The sequence below is a fragment of the Rickettsiella endosymbiont of Dermanyssus gallinae genome (genome assembly GCF_019285595.1).
Taxonomy (GTDB): Bacteria; Pseudomonadota; Gammaproteobacteria; order Diplorickettsiales; family Diplorickettsiaceae; genus Rickettsiella_B.
Window position 1 is genome coordinate 1,291,154 of record NZ_CP079094.1, and the last position, 26,522, is coordinate 1,317,675.

Annotated in this window: 28 protein-coding genes; 8 read left to right on the top strand and 20 right to left on the bottom strand. The window is 35.4% G+C overall.

Annotation, left to right across the window (positions count from 1 at the left end; translation table 11 throughout):
- Positions 1–32 precede the first annotated feature (32 nt).
- Positions 33–899 carry an ACP S-malonyltransferase gene (locus KX723_RS06500; protein WP_218813588.1) on the bottom strand — a complete coding sequence of 289 codons (867 nt, stop codon included), beginning with the start codon at positions 897–899 and terminating at the stop codon, positions 33–35.
- Between the two features lie 37 nt (positions 900–936).
- Positions 937–1,284 carry a 4'-phosphopantetheinyl transferase family protein gene (locus tag KX723_RS09875; protein WP_218813589.1) on the bottom strand — a complete coding sequence of 116 codons (348 nt, stop codon included), beginning with the start codon at positions 1,282–1,284 and terminating at the stop codon, positions 937–939.
- On the opposite strand from KX723_RS09875, the gene KX723_RS06510 reads away from it, so the two are divergent.
- On the top strand, positions 1,257–1,427 hold the full coding sequence (locus tag KX723_RS06510; RefSeq protein ID WP_218813323.1) for a hypothetical protein: 171 nt from the start codon (positions 1,257–1,259) through the stop codon (positions 1,425–1,427). The two genes, KX723_RS09875 and KX723_RS06510, sit on opposite strands and share 28 nt — an antisense overlap.
- 11 nt (positions 1,428–1,438) lie before the next feature.
- Here KX723_RS06510 and KX723_RS06515 read toward each other — a convergent pair whose 3' ends face one another.
- On the bottom strand, positions 1,439–1,951 hold the full coding sequence (locus KX723_RS06515) for a 4'-phosphopantetheinyl transferase family protein (protein ID WP_218813590.1): 513 nt from the start codon (positions 1,949–1,951) through the stop codon (positions 1,439–1,441).
- A 187-nt stretch (positions 1,952–2,138) separates the two neighbouring features.
- Between KX723_RS06515 and KX723_RS06520 the strand changes: the two genes are divergently transcribed.
- A complete protein-coding gene (locus KX723_RS06520) occupies positions 2,139–2,309 on the top strand; it encodes a hypothetical protein (RefSeq protein WP_218813323.1) in 171 nt (56 codons plus the stop codon).
- A gap of 276 nt (positions 2,310–2,585) precedes the next feature.
- Here the strand turns inward: KX723_RS06520 and KX723_RS06525 are convergent, their stop codons facing one another.
- Positions 2,586–2,873: a response regulator gene (locus tag KX723_RS06525; RefSeq protein WP_218813591.1), complete on the bottom strand. Its 288-nt coding sequence runs from the start codon at positions 2,871–2,873 to the stop codon at positions 2,586–2,588.
- A gap of 5 nt (positions 2,874–2,878) precedes the next feature.
- Between KX723_RS06525 and KX723_RS06530 the strand changes: the two genes are divergently transcribed.
- A complete protein-coding gene (locus KX723_RS06530) occupies positions 2,879–3,049 on the top strand; it encodes a hypothetical protein (RefSeq protein ID WP_218813323.1) in 171 nt (56 codons plus the stop codon).
- Positions 3,050–3,060: 11 nt separating this feature from the next.
- Here the strand turns inward: KX723_RS06530 and KX723_RS06535 are convergent, their stop codons facing one another.
- Positions 3,061–3,246 carry a response regulator gene (locus KX723_RS06535; protein WP_218813592.1) on the bottom strand — a complete coding sequence of 62 codons (186 nt, stop codon included), beginning with the start codon at positions 3,244–3,246 and terminating at the stop codon, positions 3,061–3,063.
- A 261-nt stretch (positions 3,247–3,507) separates the two neighbouring features.
- On the opposite strand from KX723_RS06535, the gene KX723_RS06540 reads away from it, so the two are divergent.
- Positions 3,508–4,389, top strand: coding sequence for a Rossmann-like and DUF2520 domain-containing protein (locus KX723_RS06540; protein WP_246562432.1), 882 nt, complete (start codon positions 3,508–3,510; stop codon positions 4,387–4,389).
- Here the strand turns inward: KX723_RS06540 and KX723_RS06545 are convergent, their stop codons facing one another.
- The 5 genes from KX723_RS06545 to KX723_RS06565 form a co-directional block, all read right to left on the bottom strand.
- A complete protein-coding gene (locus tag KX723_RS06545; protein ID WP_218813593.1) occupies positions 4,390–4,902 on the bottom strand; it encodes a hypothetical protein in 513 nt (170 codons plus the stop codon). It lies immediately after the preceding gene.
- A 66-nt stretch (positions 4,903–4,968) separates the two neighbouring features.
- Complete coding sequence (locus KX723_RS06550; RefSeq protein WP_218813594.1) at positions 4,969–5,265, bottom strand: VUT family protein; 297 nt, start codon at positions 5,263–5,265, stop codon at positions 4,969–4,971.
- On the bottom strand, positions 5,219–5,719 hold the full coding sequence (locus tag KX723_RS09880; RefSeq protein WP_218813595.1) for a VUT family protein: 501 nt from the start codon (positions 5,717–5,719) through the stop codon (positions 5,219–5,221). The genes KX723_RS06550 and KX723_RS09880 overlap by 47 nt, the downstream gene beginning before the upstream one ends.
- Before the next feature lie 14 nt (positions 5,720–5,733).
- The gene (locus KX723_RS06560) at positions 5,734–6,366 is read right to left on the bottom strand and encodes a helix-turn-helix domain-containing protein (RefSeq protein ID WP_218813596.1); all 633 of its coding nucleotides are present in this window, start codon (positions 6,364–6,366) and stop codon (positions 5,734–5,736) included.
- Positions 6,367–6,491: 125 nt separating this feature from the next.
- Positions 6,492–7,568 carry a GrpB family protein gene (locus KX723_RS06565; protein WP_218813597.1) on the bottom strand — a complete coding sequence of 359 codons (1,077 nt, stop codon included), beginning with the start codon at positions 7,566–7,568 and terminating at the stop codon, positions 6,492–6,494.
- Between the two features lie 145 nt (positions 7,569–7,713).
- Here KX723_RS06565 and KX723_RS06570 point away from each other — a divergent pair, with 145 nt between their 5' ends.
- Positions 7,714–9,117 carry an MATE family efflux transporter gene (locus KX723_RS06570; RefSeq protein ID WP_218813598.1) on the top strand — a complete coding sequence of 468 codons (1,404 nt, stop codon included), beginning with the start codon at positions 7,714–7,716 and terminating at the stop codon, positions 9,115–9,117.
- An 11-nt stretch (positions 9,118–9,128) separates the two neighbouring features.
- Here the strand turns inward: KX723_RS06570 and KX723_RS06575 are convergent, their stop codons facing one another.
- From KX723_RS06575 to KX723_RS06590, 4 genes are read right to left on the bottom strand one after another with little or no spacing between them, the layout of a single operon-like run.
- Entirely contained in the window at positions 9,129–10,010 is an 882-nt protein-coding gene (locus KX723_RS06575) for an aminoglycoside phosphotransferase family protein (RefSeq protein ID WP_218813599.1), read from the bottom strand.
- 10 nt (positions 10,011–10,020) lie between these two features.
- Positions 10,021–10,374, bottom strand: a complete 354-nt coding sequence (locus KX723_RS06580) for a 4'-phosphopantetheinyl transferase family protein (protein ID WP_218814974.1) — start codon at positions 10,372–10,374, stop codon at positions 10,021–10,023.
- Positions 10,269–10,799: a 4'-phosphopantetheinyl transferase family protein gene (locus KX723_RS06585; protein WP_218813600.1), complete on the bottom strand. Its 531-nt coding sequence runs from the start codon at positions 10,797–10,799 to the stop codon at positions 10,269–10,271. Before KX723_RS06585 ends, KX723_RS06580 begins: the two co-directional genes overlap by 106 nt.
- A gap of 17 nt (positions 10,800–10,816) precedes the next feature.
- Positions 10,817–13,198, bottom strand: a complete 2,382-nt coding sequence (locus tag KX723_RS06590) for a PAS domain-containing sensor histidine kinase (protein ID WP_218813601.1) — start codon at positions 13,196–13,198, stop codon at positions 10,817–10,819.
- Between the two features lie 325 nt (positions 13,199–13,523).
- Here KX723_RS06590 and KX723_RS06595 point away from each other — a divergent pair, with 325 nt between their 5' ends.
- Positions 13,524–21,032 (top strand): non-ribosomal peptide synthetase, encoded by a 7,509-nt coding sequence (locus tag KX723_RS06595; protein WP_218813602.1) that lies wholly within the window; start codon positions 13,524–13,526, stop codon positions 21,030–21,032.
- A 100-nt stretch (positions 21,033–21,132) separates the two neighbouring features.
- Here the strand turns inward: KX723_RS06595 and KX723_RS06600 are convergent, their stop codons facing one another.
- The 6 genes from KX723_RS06600 to KX723_RS06625 form a co-directional block, all read right to left on the bottom strand.
- A complete protein-coding gene (locus KX723_RS06600) occupies positions 21,133–22,284 on the bottom strand; it encodes a sensor histidine kinase (protein WP_218813603.1) in 1,152 nt (383 codons plus the stop codon).
- Positions 22,265–23,170 (bottom strand): hypothetical protein, encoded by a 906-nt coding sequence (locus tag KX723_RS06605; protein ID WP_218813604.1) that lies wholly within the window; start codon positions 23,168–23,170, stop codon positions 22,265–22,267. Before KX723_RS06605 ends, KX723_RS06600 begins: the two co-directional genes overlap by 20 nt.
- A gap of 41 nt (positions 23,171–23,211) precedes the next feature.
- Entirely contained in the window at positions 23,212–23,649 is a 438-nt protein-coding gene (locus tag KX723_RS06610; protein WP_218813605.1) for a helix-turn-helix transcriptional regulator, read from the bottom strand.
- 71 nt (positions 23,650–23,720) lie between these two features.
- On the bottom strand, positions 23,721–23,891 hold the full coding sequence (locus tag KX723_RS06615; RefSeq protein WP_218813323.1) for a hypothetical protein: 171 nt from the start codon (positions 23,889–23,891) through the stop codon (positions 23,721–23,723).
- Between the two features lie 537 nt (positions 23,892–24,428).
- A complete protein-coding gene (locus KX723_RS06620) occupies positions 24,429–24,668 on the bottom strand; it encodes a hypothetical protein (RefSeq protein ID WP_218813606.1) in 240 nt (79 codons plus the stop codon).
- Positions 24,668–25,084 carry a hypothetical protein gene (locus KX723_RS06625; protein ID WP_218813607.1) on the bottom strand — a complete coding sequence of 139 codons (417 nt, stop codon included), beginning with the start codon at positions 25,082–25,084 and terminating at the stop codon, positions 24,668–24,670. Before KX723_RS06625 ends, KX723_RS06620 begins: the two co-directional genes overlap by 1 nt.
- A 222-nt stretch (positions 25,085–25,306) precedes the next feature.
- On the opposite strand from KX723_RS06625, the gene KX723_RS06630 reads away from it, so the two are divergent.
- A complete protein-coding gene (locus KX723_RS06630; RefSeq protein WP_218813608.1) occupies positions 25,307–25,474 on the top strand; it encodes a hypothetical protein in 168 nt (55 codons plus the stop codon).
- A gap of 127 nt (positions 25,475–25,601) precedes the next feature.
- A complete protein-coding gene (locus KX723_RS06635; RefSeq protein ID WP_218813609.1) occupies positions 25,602–26,492 on the top strand; it encodes an Rpn family recombination-promoting nuclease/putative transposase in 891 nt (296 codons plus the stop codon).
- The last annotated feature ends 30 nt before the right edge of the window (positions 26,493–26,522 follow it).

A 26,522-nucleotide genomic window follows, 5' to 3' on the forward strand; every position in this document is an offset into this window, starting at 1 on the left:
ATGTATTAATTTATAAGTTTATAACTAAATATTTACATGATTTCACTATTACTTTTTATATTATTAATCATATTAGTAAGTAGTTTTCTTTCACCAATTTCAATAAATGTTTCGTAACCCTGAGAAATAAGATATTTAATAGATGCATGCCATTGCACCGGATAAATTAACTGATTCACAATTTTTTCTTGAACTTTTATATTTTCGTAAGGTTTACCATCCACATTAGATATAACTTCTTTGTTAATTTCTTTAAAACTTATATGTTCAATTTTATGTTTGAACTCAAATAATGCTTTATTCATTAGAGGGGAATGAAATGGCCCGCTTGTTCTAAGCCTAATAATGGCTTTTGCCCCAGCATTTCTCATTGTAGTTTCGACAAAATCAATAACAGTTTCATGACAAGAAATAATCGTCTGATCAGCTGTATTTATGTTCGCTATATAGGCTAAGCGATCAAATTTTGTCTCCAATATTCCTTTTATTTCTTTTAATTTCATTCCAAGGATTGCTAGCATGCCACCAGTTTTAATATGAGACATCGCTATACCTCTTGCCTTTACGATTTCAAGACCCGTTATTAAATCAAAGGCCCCTGCTATTTGTAAGGCATTTAGCTCACCTAAACTATGACCAATAAAAATATAATCTTTTTCTTTGCTTATATTTTCATTTAAATCAAGGTAAGAAAGTGCATTAACCATGTAAATTGCGGGTTGCAAAAATTGTGTATCATTTAGCTTTTCTGTAGGACCATCGATACATAATTTTTTAATATCAAATCCGCAAAATTCGCTAGCCGCCGAAATGAGCTTAGGATATTTTTTAAAAAGGACTTCTCCCATTCCTAGGTATTGTGAACCTTGGCCGGGAAACATAACGACTATTTTTGACATTTAACATCCTTGTTATTATTAAATTTTTCTTTAAAGGCTAAAGATAATTTAAAATTTTTTGATCTAACAAACTATAATATATTACTTCTTCTTTACAGGGCGTACTAACTGCAGTAGCAGTATAGAGTTTATCAATATTCAAAGGAAAGAGTTTCCAGGTTATACTTTCTTTTCTTAAATTCTTTAGCCAAGCTTTTGTGGGAAACTTTGTCATATCAACTGATAAATTATTGAGGCTGCTTGTTAAGCCGCACCCCTTTGCTTTTAAATAAGCTTCTTTACGTGTCCAGCAACGAAAAAAAGCTTTAGTTTTTTCCTCTTGGTTTACTAATTTCGAGAAAAAAACCTTTTCTTTCGATGAGACAGGAAAGCATTGTGAAAGCAATGCGAAGTCGAAGAGCCCGCGATAGGCGTGCGTTGACGGGCGAAGCAGGAAACGCATCACGCCGTAAAGTCATTTGTGGGAGGCACGGGCATGAACTCCGAAGGAGTGAGTGCGTGCCGGACGCAGGACGTATCGCGGCCTAATTTCAGTCGCGTCATGCGAACGAATTTCGGGGACACGATGGCCGAAATTCTTCGGGAGCATAGCGACTCACTTGTAAGGAAAAAATAATGTTGCTTAAATTTTCTATAGGAATACGTTCTGAATGGTACTCAATATCAATGCCAATAGGATCTTCTATTGTTATCGCAATTAAAATAACGCGATGAGAATGGGTAATATTAAATTCCAATTTAAGCCAATTTTGTTGTAAAGCGATAGCCGGTTTACCTTGTTTATTAGATGTAAACATTATCTTTTCTGGTAGCCCACTTAAATAATGCGCAATGATTAATCGTTTCATACCATGGGTAATCGCATAACGAAAACGATCCTTTTCAAATTTGAAAGCATTTAAACGCCTCTTTTCTTCTTCTGAAAAAAAGAAGACTAAGGATTGCCCCGTTTCATTATCAATCTGATCCAGATCGGCTTTCCAAACATGTATTGCCGAACAAGAAATACGCCATGGGTCTGTAGGCGGTTTTTCCCACAAAAATTTATTCAATTTAACTGCCTGTTCTTTCTAAGAAATCTCTGTTATCGCTTTTTTAGCGGCTTCTTTGGCTTCTTCAGAAACTTGAATTAACTACTGACAAATACTTTGGCCTATTCAAGCGATTCTGCTCGTAATGCAGCTTCTATATTTATAGCAATCCTATTTAAAGCAACTCGCACACAATGCCCACCCTTCGATGAGACAGGAAAGCATTGTGAAAGCAATGCGAAGTCGAAGAGCCCGCGATAGGCGTGCGTTGACGGGCGAAGCAGGAAACGCATCACGCCGTAAAGTCATTTGTGGGAGGCACGGGCATGAACTCCGAAGGAGTGAGTGCGTGCCGGACGCAGGACGTATCGCGGCCTAATTTCAGTCGCGTCATGCGAACGAATTTCGGGGGCACGATGGCCGAAATTCTTCGGGAGCATAGCGACTCACTTGCCATATAAAGCTTGCTCAGTCCCAATAAATAATTTGAAACAAAAAAAATATGATGAATACAATTCTTTTTTGATTTCACTCAATGACATTTTGTTGAAAAAATTATCCATACTAATAACACTAGCTTTAAAATAAATCCTCTATTTTTCCTAATAGAATGTTAACTTATTTTTTAAAATTTTTATGTGATAATAATTTTTATTTAGGCAGCTTCCTTTAATAAATTCTCTTCAATAGCTTCTACCAACTGTTCAGTTAGAATAGGTTTTATTAGTACTTTATCCGCTCCTAATGCTAGGCATGTATCTTCCTTTTCCTTATCAATATGTGTTGAACAAGCAATCAAAGGTGTTGATTGATTTAAATTACAGTCACGAGCTGCTTGAATAACCGCTTCACCAGGTTGATCAGGTAACCCTAAGTTAATTAAAATTAAAGCGTAAAGTTTATTACTAACTAGGTTAATAGCTTCTTCTGCTGTTTTAACCACATACGATGAGACAGGAAAGCATTGTGAAAGCAATGCGAAGTCGAAGAGCCCGCGATAGGCGTGCGTTGACGGGCGAAGCAGGAAACGCATCACGCCGTAAAGTCATTTGTGGGAGGCACGGGCATGAACTCCGAAGGAGTGAGTGCGTGCCGGACGCAGGACGTATCGCGGCCTAATTTCAGTCGCGTCATGCGAACGAATTTCGGGGACACCATGGCCGAAATTCTTCGGGAGCATAGCGACTCACTTGTACCTGGAAGCCTAGGTGAGTTAACTGAGAATGAATTGCCATCTGGCAAACAACATTATCTTCAACTAATAGGGCAGGTAAAAAGTGGTAACTTCTCTCTTCTTGATACTCTAATGCTTCCATTTTAATCCCTTGCCGTAAAAATTTTTGGTGACAGTAATTTTTAGCCTTACTTATAAAGTATGAAAAACCCCTAAAATTTTAGGAGCGTCTATTAAAGTTCAACTTCATTATAGACCCCCTTTAATATTATATGGCTTATTAACTATAATAAATTATTATATATGGATTTTAATCCGAATTCAAAATATTTTATTGTTTTGTTGATTATCGTTTTATTTTTAGTTACTTTAAGCCAATATAAGTGAACACAAGGAGATTATTTTGAATCCTACTATAAATATTATTGGCGCAGGTAACTTAGGTAAAACAATCGCAAAATTAATTTTTTCTCATAACGCTGGCTTGATTCAAGGAGTATGCAACTCTTCTATAGAGAGTAGCGAAAAAGCGGTATACTTTATAGGACAAGGTCAAGCAAAGAAAATCAATGAGCTATTACCAGCAGATATTACATTTATTACAACCCCAGATGATCAGATAGAATCCTGTTGTAACAAACTAGTTGAAAGCTCTAACTTAAAGGAAGATAGCATCGTACTTCATTGTAGTGGTTCATTATCTTCCGAAATATTAAGAATGACTAAAAAAATAGGCTGTTTTACTGCTAGCGTGCATCCTATGCGAAGCTTCGCAAAACCTGAAATTAGCGTCACACAATATCCAGGAACTTACTGTGCGATTGAAGGCGATGACAAAGCAGTAGCAATCTTACATAATATTTTTACTGATATTGGGTCTATTCTTTACACAGTGAATAGAGACAAAAAAGGTTCTTATCATGCAGCAGGGGTTTTTGCTTCAAATTATTTGGTTACGGTTTGTCAGAACGCATTATTTTGTTTAGAAGATGCTGAAGTAGAAAAAGAAATGGCGTCAAAAATTATTATAAGTCTAATGAAAAGCACGCTTAATAATCTTGAGGCAACTCTTTCGCCTGAAAAATCTCTTACAGGGCCAATTCAACGAGGCGATATAAATACACTCATAAAACATTTGGATTCCCTGCCTCAACCAATCTCTCAACTTTATAAGATTCTTGGCTTAGCAACCTTACCCATAGCGAACTTACCAAAAGATAAAAGAGAAAAAATAGAAGACTTATTCTTAAAAGTAAGTCTAGACTATTGTTCCCCTATGCTATAATTATTTTATATAAGGAATAAATTTTTTTAGTTTATTCCTAAAAAGGTTTTCTGCTTGCTTCTTAAATTTCTTTATTTCAAAACCATCTCTAAACCCCACTCGATAGCCCAAATCATGCGCATCATCACTTTTCATTGTATTTAATAAGTCCCGATTTGATGAAATATATTTTTCTGAATAACGAGCTATTCTGCCGAATGAATCCTTGAGTAATATCGAGCCATTTTTATCTACCTCCAGGACTTGGCATTTTTTCTTTCTCTCTTTTATTAGATAATCTAATTGAGTAATTCTCACTGCATCTCTAGAGCTTAAACCCACTAAAGCAGATGGGTTTGATAGTATTTCTTCAGCTGTAAATTTAGGGAATATATTTTTTCCTGATAGCTGCATAACACATATTTCGTGACCATGCTTAGGACTATAAACGATATCAACGAGTCGAAAGGTAAACTCTGGTTCTATCCTATTGGTTAAATGAGAAAAGAAATTAATTATCTTTGGCTTTAACATAGTTATTTTTCCAAGCTATCCATATATTTCCATTAACCTTCATTAGACCTATACCATGATTTTTCTTTAACTATTATTCTTAATATCAGCTTTTCTTAAATGATATATAAAGGGGTTATAATCGATATGGTAATCATATACGTCTCTTTGCTCTCTTTTTTTTATGAAGTTTGATAAAATGATAACAAATGGCGCTGCACATAAAGAAAAAAGCAGCTTGTAATACCACACAACGACAATGATACCCCAAATTTCACTAATCCCTTTCAATCCTACATATAGTGTTGTATAGGCAACAAAGCATAAAGCAAACTCACTAATAGCACTTGATAGAATCGTTCTTACCCAAAACCCGCTTTCCATTCATCCAGATTTTTAACTTAGACATTAAAAACGCATTTGTAAACATGCCGGTTGTTACGGATAAACAGCTTGTGATATTGGTACGTATAATATGTTGGAAAGCTAATGTATAGTGGATATTAAATTTATCTCCTGGAGGGGAAGGAAAACAAAGTACCAAAGTTATTAATAGGCCAAAAATGAATTGGCAAATTAAATTATTCCAGATAAGTATGCGAGAAATGGAATAACCGTATACTTCGGCTATTATATCTCCCAAAGCAAACATGATAGGAATGATAAGTCCGCTTGTAGGAACAGTTTTTCCAAAACATGTTGTCATCCTAAAGGCCGTCGTATCACAAACAATGAAGATCGTGATAAATAGCATCATGAAAAAGTAAAGATAATGACAATTATTTATACTTTTCAACTTTTCATCAACCAATTCTTCGCTCGTAGAAATATCAGACATTAAATATTTTTAGTTTATCGGTATGAACCAATCGACTTAATAACAACACCTATAACATCGAATGTTTTATGAAACTTCATTTCGCCAAAACCAGGATTAATGGGTTTAAAAAAGTATTGGCTACCATCCATAAAAATTTGTCTAAAAACAGGCGTAGGATCTTCATCTAGACAACAGAGAACATAATCGCTTTCTTTAGGTGAAAGTACAGGATCGATGATAACAATGGAATTATTTTGAAAAGCAGGTGCTAAAGTATTTGTCATGATAGGAACCCCAAATACTTGCTTGTTTGTAATTCCTGCAGCACCGATAAATGTAATAATTTTAGAAGATTTAACGTCCTTAACGTTCGCCATTTCGATAACTGGAATATAAACCAGATTACCCGTTTGTTTTTTTACTTGATATTCTGGATGCGATACATCTTTGTAAAGTAAATCATCTATATCAATACGAAAAAAATCCAATAAAGGTTCGATAGTTGATATTGTTGGGTTATTATCCTTTTTCCGCATTCGAACAATAGTAGCCACAGGAATGCCTGTTTGAATAGCTAAATTTTTAATATCAATATTATGTAGCTTTAGTAGGTATTCAAGGTTTTTTCCAAGATATGAAGGCTTTTTCTTTCGCTTTAGGAGCATGTTAAATTTTCTGATAGCAAATAAGAAACAAAAATAACAAAATGAAGACTAAAATTCAAATTAGAAGATAGACATGCAGTATGATAAAAAAATGACCACATGTTTACAGCACATGTTTTATTATTTTATCGAGATATTGGCTTTAAATAACCTCGTTCCCGCAATACCTTTTTAATAAATTCGCCTTTTTTATCAGTATATGCCTCGCGATCAGCCGAATTAGATTCTGATAATTTTATTTTGAGCGCTTCGTATTCAAGCCTAATTTTATGATCTCGTCTTAAGATATCTCTAAATAAAATTCGATGTTCCATTTTTATACTACTGATATCAATAATATGAATATGATGAGTTCTTTTTTCTCCAAAGGGTGGCATGCCTTTAAAAAATCTCAAATGAGATTTATTTGGGTTCTCATCCCAAAAAACATAAGCCAATGTCTCAAGTGGCTTAATCCATTGATTAGCTTCCTCTATAGATTTTACAGCAATAAAAATATCAATGATTGGCTTGCTTGAAAGTCCTGGTACAGCAGTGCTGCCTAAATGCTCTATTGAAACATACGATAATGGGCTTGAAACTCCTCTAATTGCTTTTATCTCGGCTTCAGCTAATTTAGACCAATTAGAATTGTACGGTTCAATAATAATATTATCTTGGGCATTTAATTGTTCGGTTTTTGCCGAGCCGGTCTTATAATCGATCATCTGGACAAAAGAACTTTTTCCATTACAATAATTTTCTATATCTTCAGAAAATACTTCGGCTAACGACTGTTTTACCAGTGAATAAGCCTGCGCATAATCCTCATACGCAATCATGAAATCCCTAAATAATAAATGGCGCTTAACTTCAGGTGACCCTTGCTCAAATAAGTGAATATTATGTGTTCTTTTAGTTTTAGACTTCCAATAAAAACGACGGCCAGAAATACCGTATTCTCCCATACAAACGTAGCCTCGCTCTTCAAATTCATGGTTTAATGAATCTACTAAACTTATGTCTTTGACTACGGGAAGTATGTCGATGATTGGTTTGGCATAAATATTGGGGATGGCTGTGCTACCAATATGATGAATTTGCACACAATTTTCTTTCAGAATAGATTTAATCTCATTTGCGGCATCGGCAAATATTTTTGGCCATTCTGGATTGTATTCCGTTAGCTCAACAAGCTTTATTTTTTCGTTAGGATCAATCATGTTTTTAACGTTATTTTTTGTAAGTCTATAGGAAGAGATACCAGGCTAAGAAGCACTATTTTAGGCTCAATATTAGCTATAGTCACGTCCCTGATGCTATTATTTCTTTCAAATATCAATAATATTCATGAGAACTTGCCCTTTGATGCATAATCAAAATAGATTAAAAAACACCAACAAACTGATGGCTTTGGCATTGCCCCTCAGTATGAATTTACTGGTTAACATGATCCCCTGCTTTGTAGCCATATTAATGCTCGCAAAGCTCGGAAAAATACAACTAGCCGCCGGTGCACTAGCTATTACCACCTATACGCCCATCATGATGGCGGTTTCAACCATTTTTTATGCCGTTGGGATTTTAATTAGTCATTCACGTGGTCAAAATAAAACATTGTCTGAAATTGGCAGCATCGTACGAAATGGCTTTTGGTTAGCCACCCTATTAGCCATGATAGCGAGCGGTACATTATGGCATATGGACAAACTATTAATTCTATTTAAACAAAACCCGCATTTAATAGCGCTCACAAAAGATTATTTTTATTTTGCTGGCTTATCGATTATCCCCACCCTCTTTTTAGTGGTTATTTCACAGTTTTTTTCAGGTACGGGAAACCCTAAATTTACGCTGTTTACCTCTGTACTCAGCCTTCCCATCAATATACTCCTCACTTATGGTTTTGTATTCGGTCAATTTGGTTTACCTCAGCTAGCATTAGGCGGTATAAGCTGTGCTACATTCATCGTACAATCCCTATTTTGCAGCGGTATATTGTTATACATGCTGTGTAAAAATAAAATCCGCCAATACAAAATATTTTCTGGCAATTTACGACCCAACTGGTCAATATGCCGACGTATCTTTACACTAGGTTATCCGATTGGTTTGCAATTTGGTGGCGAACTAGGTGCTATGGCGGTATCTACCTATTTCTTAGGCTATTTCGGAATCATTGCCTTAGCTGCAGGACAAATCGTTTCTCAATACGCTATGCTGGTCGTGGTTATTAGCTTAGGTTTATCACAAGCATTATCACTGTTAGTTGGTGAAGCGTATGGCAACCATAATGGAAACTTAATAAAACAATATATTAATTCTGCCATGCTCATTCTGACTGTTTTTTTCACGAGTGTATTAATACTGTTTTTAGCTTTACCTCATTATCTCATCAATCTTTTTATGACGCCCAACGACATAGGTAATCCAGTTATCATTCATTTAGCCATATGCTTTTTCATTATTACTGCGTTAACCCTATTTGTAGATGGCATTAGAAACTTACTTTCTGCAGGACTTAGAGGACTACAAGATTCAAAAACACCAATGAATATTGGTATCTATTGTTTATGGTTAATTTCATTACCCATCAGCTATATTATCGCTTTTTACGGTAACGGTGGTCCGATTGGATTACGTATCGGATTTATGAGTGGATTTATTATCGCTGCTTTTTTACTTTGGAGAAAAATTCAAGCCAAGCTCATCGCCACTTTCTCTACTGAAAAAACAGAAATACTACCCACGATGATTAAATCAGCTGATTAAACTACGCATTTTTATAATTTTAATATTTCAGCACAATGTAGAAAGGGTTGCCAAACCTCACCCTGATCCTCATATGACCACCAGGCCGCTAATGCAGCTTTGCAAAAGGCCCAGCCCAGCACACGTGACCTATCAAACCCAGAAATCTCTATGAATTGGTCTAAGCGGCGCTTAATAAGGTTTTTGTTAACTTCGCCCTTCAAGCGAGGGAAAGGAATCTCATATTCCTGTTCACCTATGACCCCTTTTGGATCAATGGCTAACCAACCATATTTATCCGATAATAAAATATTACCGTAGTGTAAATCCCCATGTAGCAATACCGTAGGCCCCATCGACATTAATAATTCTTTGCTAATAGCATCTGCACGTTCAATCAACGGCTTAGGGAAAGGCCCTGTTCTCCCCTGAAAATATTGAAAAAGACGCTGAAACCCTTGAAACCAATCGGCTAGGCTAGGAAACACAGCAGTCTCTTGGCAGGGTCTGTGCAGTTTTTTTATGAGTTCTACACTGCTTATTACACGTTGTGTTTCGTCAGGAATCTCTTCCAATAAAGTACCAGGTACCAGTCTTTCCAATAACATAATACCTGCGCCCGCTTCTGCACCCAATAATTTTACAGACCCTACCCCATTAAAATGCTGAAGTGCGGCTATTTCATTTATAAACTCTTTACTAGGAACACCACATTTTAAAATAGCCGCATGACCGTTATCTAAAATAACTTCGGCAACAACATTAAAACTAGCATTATTAAAACAATCTTTAACGGTTAACTGCCATTTTTTGGCATAATGCGCCAACAAATCGGGTAAATTACCTAACCATTTTTTGCCCACTTGACCATAGATACTAATAATATTTTTTACCAATTCTTTAGGGAGATGCATTGCTTTATTATTATTTAGATGAGCCAACATTGGATAAATTTTTAATATAATTCACAGTATAACCTACTAAACGTTTCGGATAATGAGTACTCACAACAGCAGCAGTATAAAATTTATCGACATGCAAAGGAAATAGCTTCCAGTGTAAATTCTCTTTTTTGTTAAGTGCCAAAATTTCTACGCAATCGTCAGTAGGAAACTCACTCATATCAACGGATATATTAGAAAGGAAATCGGTTAGACCCATTCCTTCCGCTTTTAAATAGGCTTCCTTCCTAGTCCAGCAACGAAAAAAAGCCTCTTTTTTTCCTGTTGACTTGCTAATTTTGAAAAATAAGACCTTTCTAAAGGCGAAAAAATAAATTCACTTAAATTTTCTACAGAAATATTGTTAGAATGATACTCTACATCAATACCAATAGGATCTTCTACGGTTACTCCTAATAAAATAAGCTGATTTGAGTGTGAAATATTAAATTGTAGATTAGGCCAATTTTTATGAGGCGAAATCGCTGGTTTTCCATATTTCTCTCGTGTAAATAATAGATTTTCCGGTCTTTCATTTAAATAACTAGCAAGAACCCAACGTTTCAGGAAATGGGTTACTCCATAGCGGAAACGATCTTTTGCAAATTTAAATGAACTTAAACGTTTTTGCTCGTCTTCTGAAAGAATGTCTAGTTGGAAGTTTTCTTTATTAACAGCCCTTAAGTCAACTTTCCAAACATGACATTCTTTACGAGAAATACACAACGGGCTGGGTGATTTTTCCCACAAAAATTTATTCAATTTAACGCCCATTCTGTCTAGGAAAACGCTTGTTTAGCGGCTTCTTTAGTTTCTTCTGCGACTTGAAGTAACGTTTGATAAAGCATTTCGGGCTTTTCAGGCGATTCTGATCGAAGTACCATTTGTATTTCTTTACAAACTTGTTCTAAGCGACTCGCTCCACAATAACTTGCTCCCCCCTTCCACTTATGAGCCAGCTTTCCTATACTCTGCCAATCTTTGTCCTGATGATGCTGTTTTAGCTCCGCTATTTCTTTTATTAGGCTACTCTCTAATAATTCCAACAGTTCATGAAGCGTTTTTTCACTACCCAGTAGGTTTAATGCCCTCTTTTTATCTAAAAGAGGCAGTGACTGTAAATTATTATTATCGGAGGATTCATCACGTTTTTCTTTTAAAATAGCAGGAGCTTGTGAATGCGATAGAAATGCATTCAAGATTCCAGAGGCTTTCTCGGGAGTTAAGGGTTTGGTGTAGATCGCATTCATTCCATTTGCAAGACAACTTTTCTTCTTTTCTTCATCTATATGCGCAGTTAACCCAATAATAGGCACCGATGGATTACTCTGCCATTGTTTTAAGCGAATACGACGCGTCACATCACAACCATCTTCACCTGGCAAGCCAATATCCATTAAAATAAGTCTATAATGATTCTTCTCTATAAGAGTCAATGCCGTTTTCCCATTCGAGGCAATATCAATTTGGCAATTAAGTGCTAACAGAACACCCTTCGCGACTCTTGCTGCAATTGGATTATCTTCTACCACTAACACACGGCTTCCTGTCGTCACAGGTATTTCTTGTAACTCAGACGCTTTCGTTGGTTTTTTAGTGGCTATGTGATGAATATCGTTTGCAAACGATGGAGACTCGTCTGTTTTACTGCCATCGGCGACTGATAACGATTCTTGCAAAGGAATTAAACATGTAAACGTTGTACCCGTACCCTTTCCTACCTCACTCTCAATGCGAATTTCACCGTTTAAATCATCAATATATTGTTTAACCACTGAAAGACCTAGGCCCGTTCCAGGATAAATACCCTTATATGAAGGAATTAAGCGAGTAAAGCGGGTATAAACCTCTTGGTGTTTATCTCGGGGAATACCCATGCCGGTATCACTGACACGTAATTCAATAATTACCTCACGCTTTTCATTTTTTATTAAACGTGCACTGACTTTAATTTCACCTTTATCTGTATACTTTAACGCATTAGTTACCAGCTCCAGAGCAATATTTTGTATACGTACAGGATCGCCCAGCAAATACGACGGGATAGTTTTATCATAATCCAAATGTAACTTGAGGTGTTTTACCTCGGCTTGCGGCTTGTTTAAGCGTATGATCCGTTCTAATTCTTTATGCAAGTCAAACCTTTGCTTTAAGAGTGGGATTTCACCCGTTGCTACCTTAATACTCTCTAATATTTTATTTAAAAACTCTAATAAAGCATCACTAGATTGAATCAGATCTACAGCATATTCATTTACTTTTTTTGGATTGTTTGATTGCATCTGAATCAAATGCGCACAACCCACAATACCCGATAAAGGCGTTCGGATATCATGACGCATGTTTTCTAGAAATTCGGTTTTGGCCTGATTAGCGGCCTCTGCTTTTTGTTGGGCTTCTTTAAGCTTAGTAATCTCCGTTGAAATTCCTATAACGCCTACAGTTTCACCTTTTCTATTTTTTAAAGGAACTTTATTAGCTACCCAATATAAACGTTGGCCCTCAGGGCCTACGAAAGGCGGTTCCTCAATATTTAATTTTGGGATATTTGTCTCAATGACTTGTTTCCCATCTTCGACCATTGAATTGATTACTTTTTTATCTACATTTTTAATACGCCTCATTAATTCGCTAAAATCTTTACCTACCGTTTCAGAGCGCTCCATTCCTAACGTTCTTGCTGAATTTTCATTACAACCAAGATAGATAAAATCGTTGCTAAACCAATAAACATTACCTGGCAATTGTGCAATGATACTGTCTAATTCATATATTTTATCTTCTGCTTTTTTTAGCTTGGTAACATCTTCACCAACACCAATAATTCCAGCTACTTTTCCCTGTTCGTCGTACCAGGGTCTTTTCTTAACTGAATAAATAATTTCTTTGCCATCATCGTCAACGGCAACCTCTTGTGATATGCATTCTTTCTGCTCCGTCATGAGCTTTTTATCAAGCTGGATAATGCTTTCTGCGATAGCTTGAGGGTATAACTCCTTGTCTGTTTTACCTAAAATTTCTTCTCTTGTGTTAACTCTGACTACCTTAAGGTGCTGGTCATTACAGTCTAAGTAATGCCCTTTTATATCCTTTAAATAGGCATTCCCAGGAATTGACTCTAACAGTTGTTTAAAATAATTAATTTTTTGATCTTTGCTCATTTTATTACCTTTTGTAATGAGAGAATCTATTGAGAAAGCTACATTCCTATGCTTATCTCTGACTATCCATTCTGCCCTTAGATCCATCTATTAGTAATTTTCTATAATAACTATATTTTATGATTAAAAATAGATCATAAAATATTATAAATGGTGAATAGTTGTGTGGAAATCAATTTGAGAACTTCTAAATTTTAATTTCTAATAAAAATGCTTAAATGCATTCAAATTTTAGGACTAAATAGAAAATTTGTAGCTATTGTTTAAGTTTAAAAGATATAGTAAAAGCATGTTTTTTAATTATAAGAATAAAAACTAAAAGTATATGGCTGCCTTACGTAAAAATAAAATTCACACCTTGCTGCTGAACCTATGGAAAAAAGTTCTACAAACAGAAGAAATAAATTTGAAGGATAAATTCATAGCTTTGGGAGGGAATTCACTCTCTGCCATTCAAATCATACATAAAATAAATGAACTATTAGGAATCCACCTACCTTTAGATACTATTTTCAAACACGATACCATTACTAAGCTGTCCGATTTTATTGAAAAAAGTCTAATTAAGCAACCCACTTTAGAAAAAGAAATCGAAAAAAAGACAATCAGTGGGGACGCTGGCACCCTGCTTACCCCATCCCAACAGCAGATTTACTTTCTTGCTCAGCAAAGCAATAATGCCTCTATTGCCTATCATGTTCCTCTGGGACTTAACATCAAGGGCAATTTAAACATATCCCTGCTAGAAAAAGCACTTAATACCATTATCCATAGACACGATATTTTTCGTTCATTTTTTAGGGCATCTGATAACGGGATCAATCATTTTTTTCAAAAAGATATAAATATAAAATTATCGGCAGAATATATAGAAAACAAGGATTTACAAAAAGAAATTCTTGTGGAAACAAGAAAAATAATCGACCTGCATGCACCACTTTTAATGAGAGTTAGATTATTTAAACTATCGGAACAAACTCATTTTTTACTTATAAGAATACACCATATTATTACCGACGCTTGGTCTTTATCCCTATTTAAAAATGAGCTAGTAAATTGCCTTAACACCCTTTCAAATGGAAAATATCCTAATTTAGTTGCTATAAAAGAAAACTTTTCAGATTTTATATCCCATCAAACATCCTATCTTAATAATCGGAAAATTCGCGATGATTTAAAGTACTGGTACTCTAAACTAAATACATTTACCGAAATTACGTTTCCAAGCGATTTCAAAAGACCCACTATAAAGAAATTTCAAGGTAGAAGATATAAATTTACCATAAATAAAGACATTTTTGAGAAACTAAATAGCTTCAATATTAAAAATAATACCACCTCCTTTATGGTAATGGCCTCCATAGTAAGCGCGCTATTAAGCCGCTATAACCGACAAGAAGATATCGTTATCGGATTTCCTATTTCCGGTCGTGATAATGCTGAATTTAGCAATACGATGGGATTATTTTTGAACACCTTGGTATTAAGAAGTCATTTATATGAAGAAGATAATTTCGAATCCTTTTTGCTACGTGTAAAACAAGATTTACTAGATGCCTTCTCACACCAAAATTTGCCCTTTTCTCGGCTGGTTAAAGAACTAAATATACCCCGATGCCAAAATAGAAATCCAATATTTCAAGTGATGCTAGTATGGCAAGATAGCGTAAATAACGCAGATATAGTTTTACCAGCAATGACCATTACATCTTGTCATGTAGATAATAGAAGCTCAAAATTCGACATGACTTTTGAGTTTATTCCTTCAGAACAGGGTATTGACTGCTGCATTGAATATGATACTGATCTCTATAAAAAAAGCACGATAGAAAAACTATCTTCTCATTTCATGAATTTGCTGGTAAGCGCCCTAGAAGATCCTCATAAAAATTTACAGGCCTTAGAATTCATTACCGCACAAGAAAAAAATCAGTTTTTAGATAATCAATCCTTACGCGAACTACAGTTAGTAGAACCTACCACGCTACATGCACTATTTGAGGAACAAGCCGCACGTTTTCCCAACCATATTGCCCTACGTTGCGGTGAATTAATCCTTACTTATAAAGAATTGAACCAGCATGCTAACCAATTAGCACATTATATACGACAACACTATAGCGAAGTGTTTAGGAAATCGGATACTATTTTAATAGGTCTTTACTTAGACCGAAGCGCAAATTTAATCATTAGCTTGCTTGCTATCTTAAAGGCCGGCGCTGCTTATGTGCCACTAGACCCCGAATGGCCTAAACAAAGATTAGATTCTGTTTTAGCCGATGCTAATTGTCCAGTAATACTGACCGATAGCTTGAATAAAACTAAATTCAGTTCTGTCCAAAAGAATTTATTCGTTGTTGATGAACCCCTACATGAACTCACTGAATTTCCAACCTTCAACGTAAAACATGAGTCTAATGTTCGGGATTTAATTTATGTACTCTATACATCAGGCACAACCGGCATTCCCAAAGGGGTATGCCAAACGCATTACAATGTCATCCGTTTATTAGAACGGGGTAACGAACTATTTAGCTTTAGCTCTAACGATGTCTGGGTATTATTTCATTCCTATACCTTTGATTTTTCTGTATGGGAAATGTGGGGAGCTTTGCGATTTGGAGGATGTCTTGTCCTACCCTCTTATCAGGAAACTCGTGATCCTGCTTTATTCCGTCAACTTGTTTTACAAAATAAGGTAACAGTTTTAAATCAAACCCCTTCAGCCTTTCAGCTTTTTATACAAGCCGGAAAAGAGAATCCAACACGAATAACTACATTAAAGTACGTTATTTTTGGTGGAGAAGCGCTGGATATTTCCCTATTATCTGATTGGTGGAGACAGTACCCAGAAAATCATCCTGCCCTCGTTAATATGTATGGTATTACGGAAACAACAGTCCACACCACCTTTAAATTTTTGAAGAAAAAGGATTTAAAAAGACGAGAATTTTCTAACATCGGTGTTCCATTAGTTGATATGAAAGCCTATGTGGTTGATACACAAGGCCATCTAGTTCCGATAGGTGTGCCAGGTGAATTATGGCTCAGTGGTTTTGGCTTATCCCCAGGCTACTTAAATAGGCCAGAATTAAATACTGAAAAATTTATACCGAATAGCTTTAATAAAACATTGACAGAGCTAACCCATCATTTAGCAGAATTAGCCTTTTCACGTGTATATAGAACAGGTGACCTAGTCCGATGGCTCTCTGATGGCAGCTTAGAGTATCTAGGAAGAATAGATAAGCAACTAAAAATCAAGGGGTTTAGAATCGAAGCCGGCGAAATTGAATCTGCACTAAGAAAGCATACAGCAATCGAGCAATGTTTAATCAATGTATTAAAGCAAGGCGGTTTAACACTATTAGTCGCCTATTATATTCCTGCAAAACAAGATACTCAGAATCTAAATGATGAAGTCTTAAGTATTGAGCTAAGACGTTATTTATCTAATTTACTTCCCCATTACGCCATTCCAAAGTTCTTTATCAAACTAGATTCTATCCCTTTGACGCGTAATATGAAGGTCGACTATCTAGCACTGCCTATACCGTCGTCCTCCGTAGTAGATAACACAGCATTAACGCTAGCTATGGACAAATCAGAACAAACTGAAGCTGAAGCAATTTTAACGGGGATATGGACACATATTTTACAAATAACCGATATTGACAAAGATGATAATTTTTTTCACTTAGGCGGTGACTCTATAACCAGTATCCGAATTGTTACTGAAGCAAGAAAAAAAGGATTCGACTTCTCAGTCAGTGACTTATTTAAATCACCTACCATAAGGAATTTGGCAAATTATTATAAGGGTCTAATTCGAGAAGAAAAAATTAAATTAAAAAGATTCAATAATATTAAGAAAAAACAAATTATTTGTAAAAAACTCCTTATAGCGCCAGAGAATATTGATGATGTCTATCCACTGGCTGCTTTGCAAGCAGGGATGTTATATCACTCAAGTTATGCTACTAACTCGGCTGTTTATTTAGATGTATTTTCCTATACTATCTCAGGAATTTATTCTAAAAATAATCTAATTCATGCCATTCAAAAACTTATAGCCATTCATCCAGTCCTCAGAACCTCGTATTTACTGGATGAATTTGACGAGCCCATACAAATCGTCCATAAAACAGTAGGAATACCTTTCTATGACAAAGATATAAGCGATCTATCCAGCACTGAACAGGCCGATCAACTAGAAGCCTGGATACAACTTGAAAAATCAACTCCTTTCCAATATGAACAGGCTCCTTTATTTAGAATCACTGCTCATGTGATAAGTAAAACCCAATTTGTATTAGGTATCGCTTTTCATCATTCAATATTAGATGGTTGGAGCCTCGCTACGTTTATAACCAAACTACTGGAACAATATTCGCTTCTTCACCTCAAGAAATCGAAAACAATAGCCAATCAAATAAACACTAATGAAACAGATTGGAATTTCAAGTGGTTTGTACAGCTAGAAAAATCAGCAATAATTTCTCAGACAGATCAAACATTCTGGAAAAATGAACTTTCTGGGTTTGAACTAACCGACATACCTCGTATTCCCTACATTACTTCATCAGATGATAAAGATTTTCAAACCTATCGTGTTCAAATCGATAGCTCAGTTACATCAAAATTAATGGTGTTAGCAAAATCTATCAATGTTTCTCTTGATGAAATTATTCTTGCCGCGCATTTGAAACTTCTATCCATTTACTCTGGCCGAGAAGATGTGTTATCGGGCGTCGTATTCAATGGCAGGCCTGCCATTGAAAATATAGATACCACGTTAGGGCTATTTTTAAATACCCTACCCTTTAGAATCAAAATAGAAGATTTCTCATGGAAAAAGTTAATCCTTTCTGTTTCTGAAAAAAAGAAAACTATCTATCCGCATAGACGTTATCCATTGATGAAAATTATGCAAGATGTTAAGGAAGACCCTTTATTTAATGTCATTTTTTATTTCACTCACTTTCATGTCTATAAGCAATTATCAGAAAATGAACAGTTTAAAATCATTGACCAAATGCATTATGAACGTACAAATTTTCCTCTTGCCATTAATTGTGTCTTGAGTCCTGTTACTAAAAAACTAGAAATTCTGTTTAATTATGAAACAAAAAACTACAATTCAGACCAAATAAGCAGTTTATCTAATTGCTATTCTCGGCTATTAACCACGATAGCAGCAGATATAGACGCGACACATAATACTTTTTCATTTCTCACCACCGAACAAAAACAATGCTTGTTAATAGATTGGAATCAAACAAAAAGTCTTTTCCTAAAAGATAAACCTGCTCATGAACTCATAGAAATTAATGCTAAAAAATTCCCACAAAAAACTGCGCTTATTTTTAATGATGATTCGATTACTTACTCTGAACTTAATATTCGAGCTAATCAACTGGCAAACTATCTAAATCAAAGCCATACAAGCCACTTAGTTGGCTTATATATTGACCGTAGCCTAGAGGCTATCATCGCTATGCTAGCACTATGGAAAGCTGGAAAAGCTTATATCCCTATTGATCCGCAGTATCCAAAAGAAAGGATTAAATATATTCTAAACGATGCGCAATGTGATTGCTTACTGACTCAAAAAAGCCTTACGCAAAATTTAGGGCTATCTGGCGATATTAAGCTAGTCTACCTGGATGATTTAAAATCTATCGCTTCAATCTCAGTAAAAAAACCTTCTAATCCTATTAAAAAAGAGAAATTAGCCTACGTTATTTACACATCGGGTTCCACAGGCATGCCTAAAGGCGTCATGATAGAACATCCATCGCTTATTAATCTTTTAGGAGATATGCAGAAAAAAATTACTTTTACCAAAAATGACAGCTTTTTGGCAATGACCTCTTTTTCGTTTGATATTTCAATTTTAGAAGTATTCCTTCCACTGATTACGGGTGGTTGTTGTGTACTTGCTGATCAATCTGGTAGTAAAGATCCGCGATGGATTAAAGAAGCATTAAACAGGTACCCTATCACGGTCGTTCAAGCTACTGCCTCTAAATGGGCTCTACTCTTTGAATATGGTTTAGTAGAATCAAAATGCAAAATAAAAGCATTATGCGGAGGTGAGGCACTACCAGCCCACGTTGCATCACAGCTTATTGCATTTGCTGAATCCGCTTGGAATGTTTACGGCCCTACAGAAACCACTATTTGGTCAACCCTCTATAAACTATCTAAAGAGGACAAATTTATTAAGCCGCCTATTGGGGCTCCACTATCGAATACAAAAATTTATGTCTTGGATCAAAAATTACAACCTGTGCCAATAGGTGTAGTAGGAAACTTGTATATTTCAGGCGTAGGTCTAGCAAGAGGTTACTTAAACCGCTTTGATTTAACACAAGAAAAATTCATCGAGAATCCATTTCGCGGAAAAGATGATAACTACGCTAGATTGTATTGCACAGGCGATTTAGCCAGATGGTTACCTAATGGCAACCTAGATTTTGTTAATAGAAGTGATCATCAAATTAAAATCCGGGGCTTTAGAGTAGAAGCAGGGGAAATTGAATATGCTTTATTAAAGCATAAAGCGATAAAAGACAGTGTTGTTTTACTCAAAAATAGTGATTCAACGCAATTATTAGTCGCATTTTTAGTTAAAAACAATAACACCGATATCCTTACTATAAAACAGCTTAGAGCGTTTCTTGCAAAAAAATTACCCTACTACTGTATACCCGATAAATTTGTTTTCTTAGAAAAATTACCCACTACTCAAAACGAAAAAATAGATTATCGCCAATTACAAACACTTGAAATAGATGAAGTGCCTTTACCGATTGACGATACTCCTATGTCATCGGAACAGCTCAAATTAGCTAAGCTATGGATAGATATACTTTGTATCAAAAATGTATCTCTATTAGACAATTTTTTTGAATTAGGAGGAAGTTCACTTTCAACACTTAGATTAATTAGTAAAATTAATGAGGTATTTTCCGTTACTTTAGAAATTAAAGAAATGATAGAAAACCCCGTATTCAACACATTATTCGATAGAATCCAATCAATAAAAAATATGAAAAAAGATAACTCAAATCAAGAAAAAACGATAGATTTTGTAAAACCTATTCCCAATCCAATTGTTACATTAAAAACGGGAGGCAATAAAACGCCACTATTTTTAGTCCATCCCGTAGGTGGTAATGTGTTTTATTACATGCCATTTGTTAAAGATTTAGATAATGATAGGCCAATATACGCCATTCAAGACCCAGGCATCCAAGCCAAAGCGCCATTATTTGAAAGCTTGAATGAGATGGCAAGCTTCTATATTCAGGTAATTAAACAATATCAACCTAAAGGCCCCTACCTTATCGCTGGTTCTTCTTTTGGTGCTAATGCAGTTATAGAAATGGCAAGACAATTAGCTGACAAAGGCGAAAAAATTGCTTTTGTTGGCCTTATTGATGGCTGGGCTAAATATCCTAAAGAGGCTAATGACAACCGCGAATGGTTTAGTCAAAACTTAATAAATCAGCTTAAAAGCCTCGACAAGCAGTTTTCTCGTGAAAATTTACCAGAATTGCTTTTAGATTTACATTGGCATAGACAACAACTGCTAGTGAAGCATACTTTACCTAATATGTCAGATATTGAATTAACACTATTTAAAGCAAAGCAAACAATGGAAGTGATAAAGCCTCTGGAATCTGTTTATAATAATTGGGATTACCATTGTAAATCCGTTCCAACGGTACATCTTGTATCGGGCGATCATTTTACAATGCATTTTCCACCGCATCATAAGTCCCTGGCTAAAGCTTTGAAACAAGCGCTTGCCGAAATTGATTTTTAGTAAAATGCAAAAGTCGAGGAACAAAGCTGCCTAAGAAACTAAATAAATTCATTAATTTTCTCAGTGATGAGCAGTCCATCTTGATTGCTCATCACTTCAACTAAAAACTGCCGTCAACGATTAAACCTCGCTGTTGCCTTTGAATTGGAACCAATTCGACAACACCGGCTGAGTCCATAGTTAATGGATTTTTAAAAGGAATAAAACACGTAAAGGTCGAACCTTGACCGGGTTGACTGTCAAGCTGGATTTCACCTCCTAAGTCATCAATAAATTGTTTTATAATACTCAAACCCAAACCTGCTCCTTTATAAATATTTTGGTAAGAAGGCGTTAAGCGTTTAAAGCGAGTAAATATAGCTTGTTGCTCACCCAGCGGCATGCCAATACCCGTATCACTCACGGCAATTTTTATAATACTTTCTGGATCAGTATCTCTAAAAAGTTGAACGGTTAATGTCACCTTTCCGTGATCAGTAAAGGTTAAGGCATTCGTTATTAACTCTAATACAATGCGTTGTATGCGAACAGGGTCACCTATTAGGTATAAGGGAGTCGCTTCGTCATAATTTAAAGTTAATGCGAGCTTTTTTGTATTCGCTAGTGCTGTATTTAGATCGATAACCAATTCCATTTGTCTTTTTAAATCAAATTTTTTTTTGATGAGAGGAATTCCACCTGTAGTCACTTGAATAGCTTCAAGCACTTTATTATGGAACTCCAATAATGCTTTACTAGAAGCAATAATACTGCGTACATGTTCTTGCTGTTTTTTGGGGTTATTCCCTAACTGAAGCAATTGTGCGCAGCCCATAATACCTTCTAATGGCGTACGAAGGTCATGCCGCATATTAATTAAAATCTCGTTTGTTAATATTTCAGCTTGTTTTGTCTCTGTAATATCAGAAGAAAGTCCTATAACTCCCGCAATGCATCCGTTTTTAAACGAAAATGGTTTCCTTGTAGTTAAATAGATATGGTTATCCATCCCTATTTCTTCTTCTGTATGTTCCCGACCTGTTTCAATCACTTTTTTACAGTGATCCCAATTTTCCTCCCCCCATGCCGAAAGATGTTTTCCTATAAACGTTTCTTTTGTTTCCTTTAATGTATCTATCACTCTACTGTTTCCCCATACAATATATCCATCTTTGTTTGAAACAAAAATATTTATGGGTAATTCCTCATAAACGTAATTCCTAATTATAGGCTCATATAATTCTAATAAATTTTCATTTAATATCTCTTTCATGGGTTATCCTTACATTTTGTTCTAATTGGTTTAATTGCTCTGTAAGAAAATAAATTTTCTCTTCGTTAACTAATGAAGAAAGCAATTCTGTGATTTTATTTTTTATTTCCTGTTTGGAAATATCAGTATTTTCAAAAAAAAAGCTGGCAGCGTGATTTAATTTTTTTTCTTTAACATCAGATGGATATTTGATCTCATACCTTACCCAGGGGATTGGGTTAGTCTCGCTAAAGTATTTTTTAGAGATATAACGTAAAGCAGCATTTCTATTTCCAGGATAAAGTTGACAATTAAACCCACGATGAACTAACTTGAAAATAATGCTTGATTCTTCTAATAAATAATCACGAGCTGCTTTCAAACAAGCTTCATCTAAATTCTCTAATCCATTAGAGCGATATTTAACTGAAAGTTTTTCGGCATATTTATTGGAAATGGTATTAACATGATTTTTAAAGATACTATCTGAAGTATAGTCATTTTCTATTTTTGACAAATAGTCAGAAAATAACTTATCTTCTTCACCTATTTGTGACTCAATAATTTCTTTCCAAGAAAGAATTTCAACGGGTACATTCAATGAATATAAAGAAGATAATTGCTCTTTTATCCAGGTTTCCCCGAGTTGAATAGCCGCTAAATCTGCTTCTTCAGTTGAAGAATAGTTTTTATCAAGCCTTAAATAATGCCTTTTCAAATAACCCGTTTCGACAATCGTTAATTTAATCAGGTTCCTTTTTTCGTATTCTTCATTAATAGCCTGACAGAAAGCTTTAAATTTATCGCCTTGTTGGTAGTGTTGATCAATACTAATAACGGTGACAGCAGAGGCGGATTGGCCGCTGGATCGATGTAAATGGCCTCTAAATTTAATGGTGGGTAGCATACCTTTTTCTCCTTTGTTATTGTTTTATGGGATAAATACTTTTAGATTGGGGCATATTCACCCCTTAAAAATTCTTTATTTATTTGGGATAAATTAGTTTTTTTATGTTTGAGCTTCAGAATAAAATCGACATTATCGATCGTTAAAAATCCTGCTTGTTGTGCTATAAATATCGCATTATAAATATTTTTTGCATTAAATTTATCGGCGATTTCGGCGCGACATTTATTTACTTTATCTTCTGTAACGTTAAGGAGGCTTGCGGTTTCTTTAATATCTACCCCCCATGCGGCTAAAAGTAGACAACTTATCTCTCTCTCTGAAAGAGTAACTATATATGTTGTATTTCTAGGAGCTTTATTCGTTTGAAATAAGGTTTCTATCCGCAATTGTTCAGGGGAGGGATTATTAATGCCTTTAGCTAACAAGGATACTTCTGCTACAGAACTATAATAATCTTCTTGCCGACTATAAGTCAAGTGAGTCGCTATGCTCCCGAAGAATTTCGGCCATCGTGCCCCCGAAATTCGTTCGCATGACGCGACTGAAATTAGGCCGCGATACGTCCTGCGTCCGGCACGCACTCACTCCTTCGGAGTTCATGCCCGTGCCTCCCACAAATGACTTTACGGCGTGATGCGTTTCCTGCTTCGCCCGTCAACGCACGCCTATCGCGGGCTCTTCGACTTCGCATTGCTTTCACAATGCTTTCCTGTCTCATCGCTTGTGCCATTTTCCATCTATGATTCTTTTATTAATCATACCCATACCAACTCCTGCACAGTTGATACTGAGGTACGATGTAATTAATATTTTTTAAAAATAAAATACCTGTAGACATCCCATACACTCTTTTTATTTTTGGTATGGTTATTTTGAATAAATAAAATTTTTGATGTAAGGCAAGAAAACTTGAGCAGAATTCTATAGGCAGAAAACTGCTTTTTAGGTAAATATTTAATTTTATGTTCAGTAATTTGCTTCGATCAGACGATCGAGATAAGCTGTGTTTAGTCATTTTCGGGTCACTCCGATAATGGCCAGACGGCGATAAGGTGTTGACGCACCTGTGTAGCTGTCCCCCTTAGGTTTACTTAAGGGGCCCCCTCACGGGGGATTGGCGGGTTAGGAAATTAATAGGGATTTAAATAGACTCCTCAATGATAAGTTGAGGAGTCTTATATTTAATTTCTCTCTCCTAACAGTGGACTGAAATAATCTTGATAGAATTGATTTAATTTTCTTTTACGTAAGTTATTCATTTCTCTTCCTTTATTTTTAGTTTAGCCATCTCTTTTCGTATAGCTTGATATAAAAGATTCCTCACGGCACTATGATTGATAATAAGGTAATATACTTTTATAGCGTGTCCGATAGGTATTTGATTTTTATCGAACTTTTCGGTTTCACCCCAATGTTTTTGTATTTTTGAATTAAACGCTTTGTCTTTTTCTACTATTGTGTTCAATAAGTTAACAACCATTTCATGACTGGACATTAGTTATCCTCCTTTGCTAACGCTGAGGAATAAGTATCAAATCCATCGTATATGGCTATATCATCTACAGCTTTCAGTAAAATATCCTTTTCTTCGATAAGCTCATTGGCGCCTTCTGTAAGTACAGCAGTACCTATAGTTTGATAAGTATTTAATACTCCGAGAATATGGTAGGGGTTAATGTCTTCATCCAAAGCATTATGCGCTGATTCAAGGACTACCTGGAAACAGCATAAAAACATATTTAATGCTCCGATTAAGTCCGTTAGGTTTTTAGATTGATTATCATATTGAAACGGCTCTAATTCCTCGATTAAGGCCATTAGACGAGCTAATATTTGGTAGCACTGCGATAGATAATCGCTAGCGGTCTGTCTTATAGGGTCGAATTGATTTAAAATGACGTTCGCGGTCATAACTGGCTCCTTACTAACATTAAGGTTGTTGGTTGTGTTTGTCCTCAAGGTCTGATCACCTTGGGGGACGCTTAATATATAAACATATTCAAATCTCTCTTTCTACCTCCTCTTCAAAATAAAACATATAATGTGATATTATAACCATATATTCATTGTGTCAATAAATTCATTATACATATTTGAATCTTTTTATACTCTAAGTATTTTTAGGATATTTTAATGGCAAGAGATAGCAAATCGACTACTGAAGAAGCAAGGCTTTCAATCGTCCTATCGGCAAAATTACGCCAAAAACTTAAAGCTAAAGCTGCTTTAGAGGGAGTCAGTATGCGTGATGCTATAATTAGACTAATAGAAGAGTATGTAGAAAAGAAAAAGAAACCTTGATATCAATTTTTAATGTTAAATATTTATAGATTTATTAATTGGATAAATCTATTTAGATAAAATATTACCTTTTTTGACATTCTTAGATACACTTTACTTACTCAAATAAGAACAAGGAAAATAAGAAGTGACCATCCAAATTCATGATCCCCACGATCGACTATTTCGTAATTTCTTGGCTGACATTAATAAAGCAAAAGACTTCTTAGAGACTTATCTACAACCTAATATAAAAAAACAATGTGATTTCTCTACTTTAAACTTTAAACCAGGTTCATTTGTTGAAAAGGATTTAAAACACCATTTCTCAGATATTCTCTATTCAGTCAAAATAGCAGATACAGAGGGCTATATTTATACGCTTATCGAGCATGAAACAACACCTAGTAAACTAACTCCCTTTAAACTATTACGCTATCAAATAGCGATTATGAAGCAACATTTAGACCAGGGTAATAAAACCCTACCTATTGTTATTCCCCTGCTCTTCTATCGAGGAAAAAAGAGCCCATATCCATTTACCACAAATATCCTAGACTGCTTTGACAGCAGGGAGCTAGCCGAGGAAACCTTCTTAAAACCCTACCCGCTTATTGATGTCACTATCATCCCAGATGATGAGTTACGTAAGCACAAGGGCATAGCTATTTTGGAGCTAGTTCAAAAAAACATCCATCAGAGGGATGCGCTAGAATTTATAAAGGATATCGCTTTACAGATAGCCAAGAAGCTCCTAACACATGAACAGTTTAAAAGTTTGCTGTATTATATAACTCAAGAGGGTGAATCTAAGAATTTTGAGCAATTTTACTCAACTTTAGCTGAGACTCTACCCAACTATAGAGAGGATATTATGACCCTAGCACAACAACTTGAACAAAAGGGCCTACGGCAAGGCCGAGAAATAGAGCGTTATGACCTAGCTAAAAGCCTTTTAGCTGAAGGGATATCTTTAGATGTTATAAAGAAAGTAACTAAACTACCTGACTTAGATTTAATTGAGCTAGAAAAAGCCTAATTTCTTCCTCATAAACCAGAAGAGAAAAAG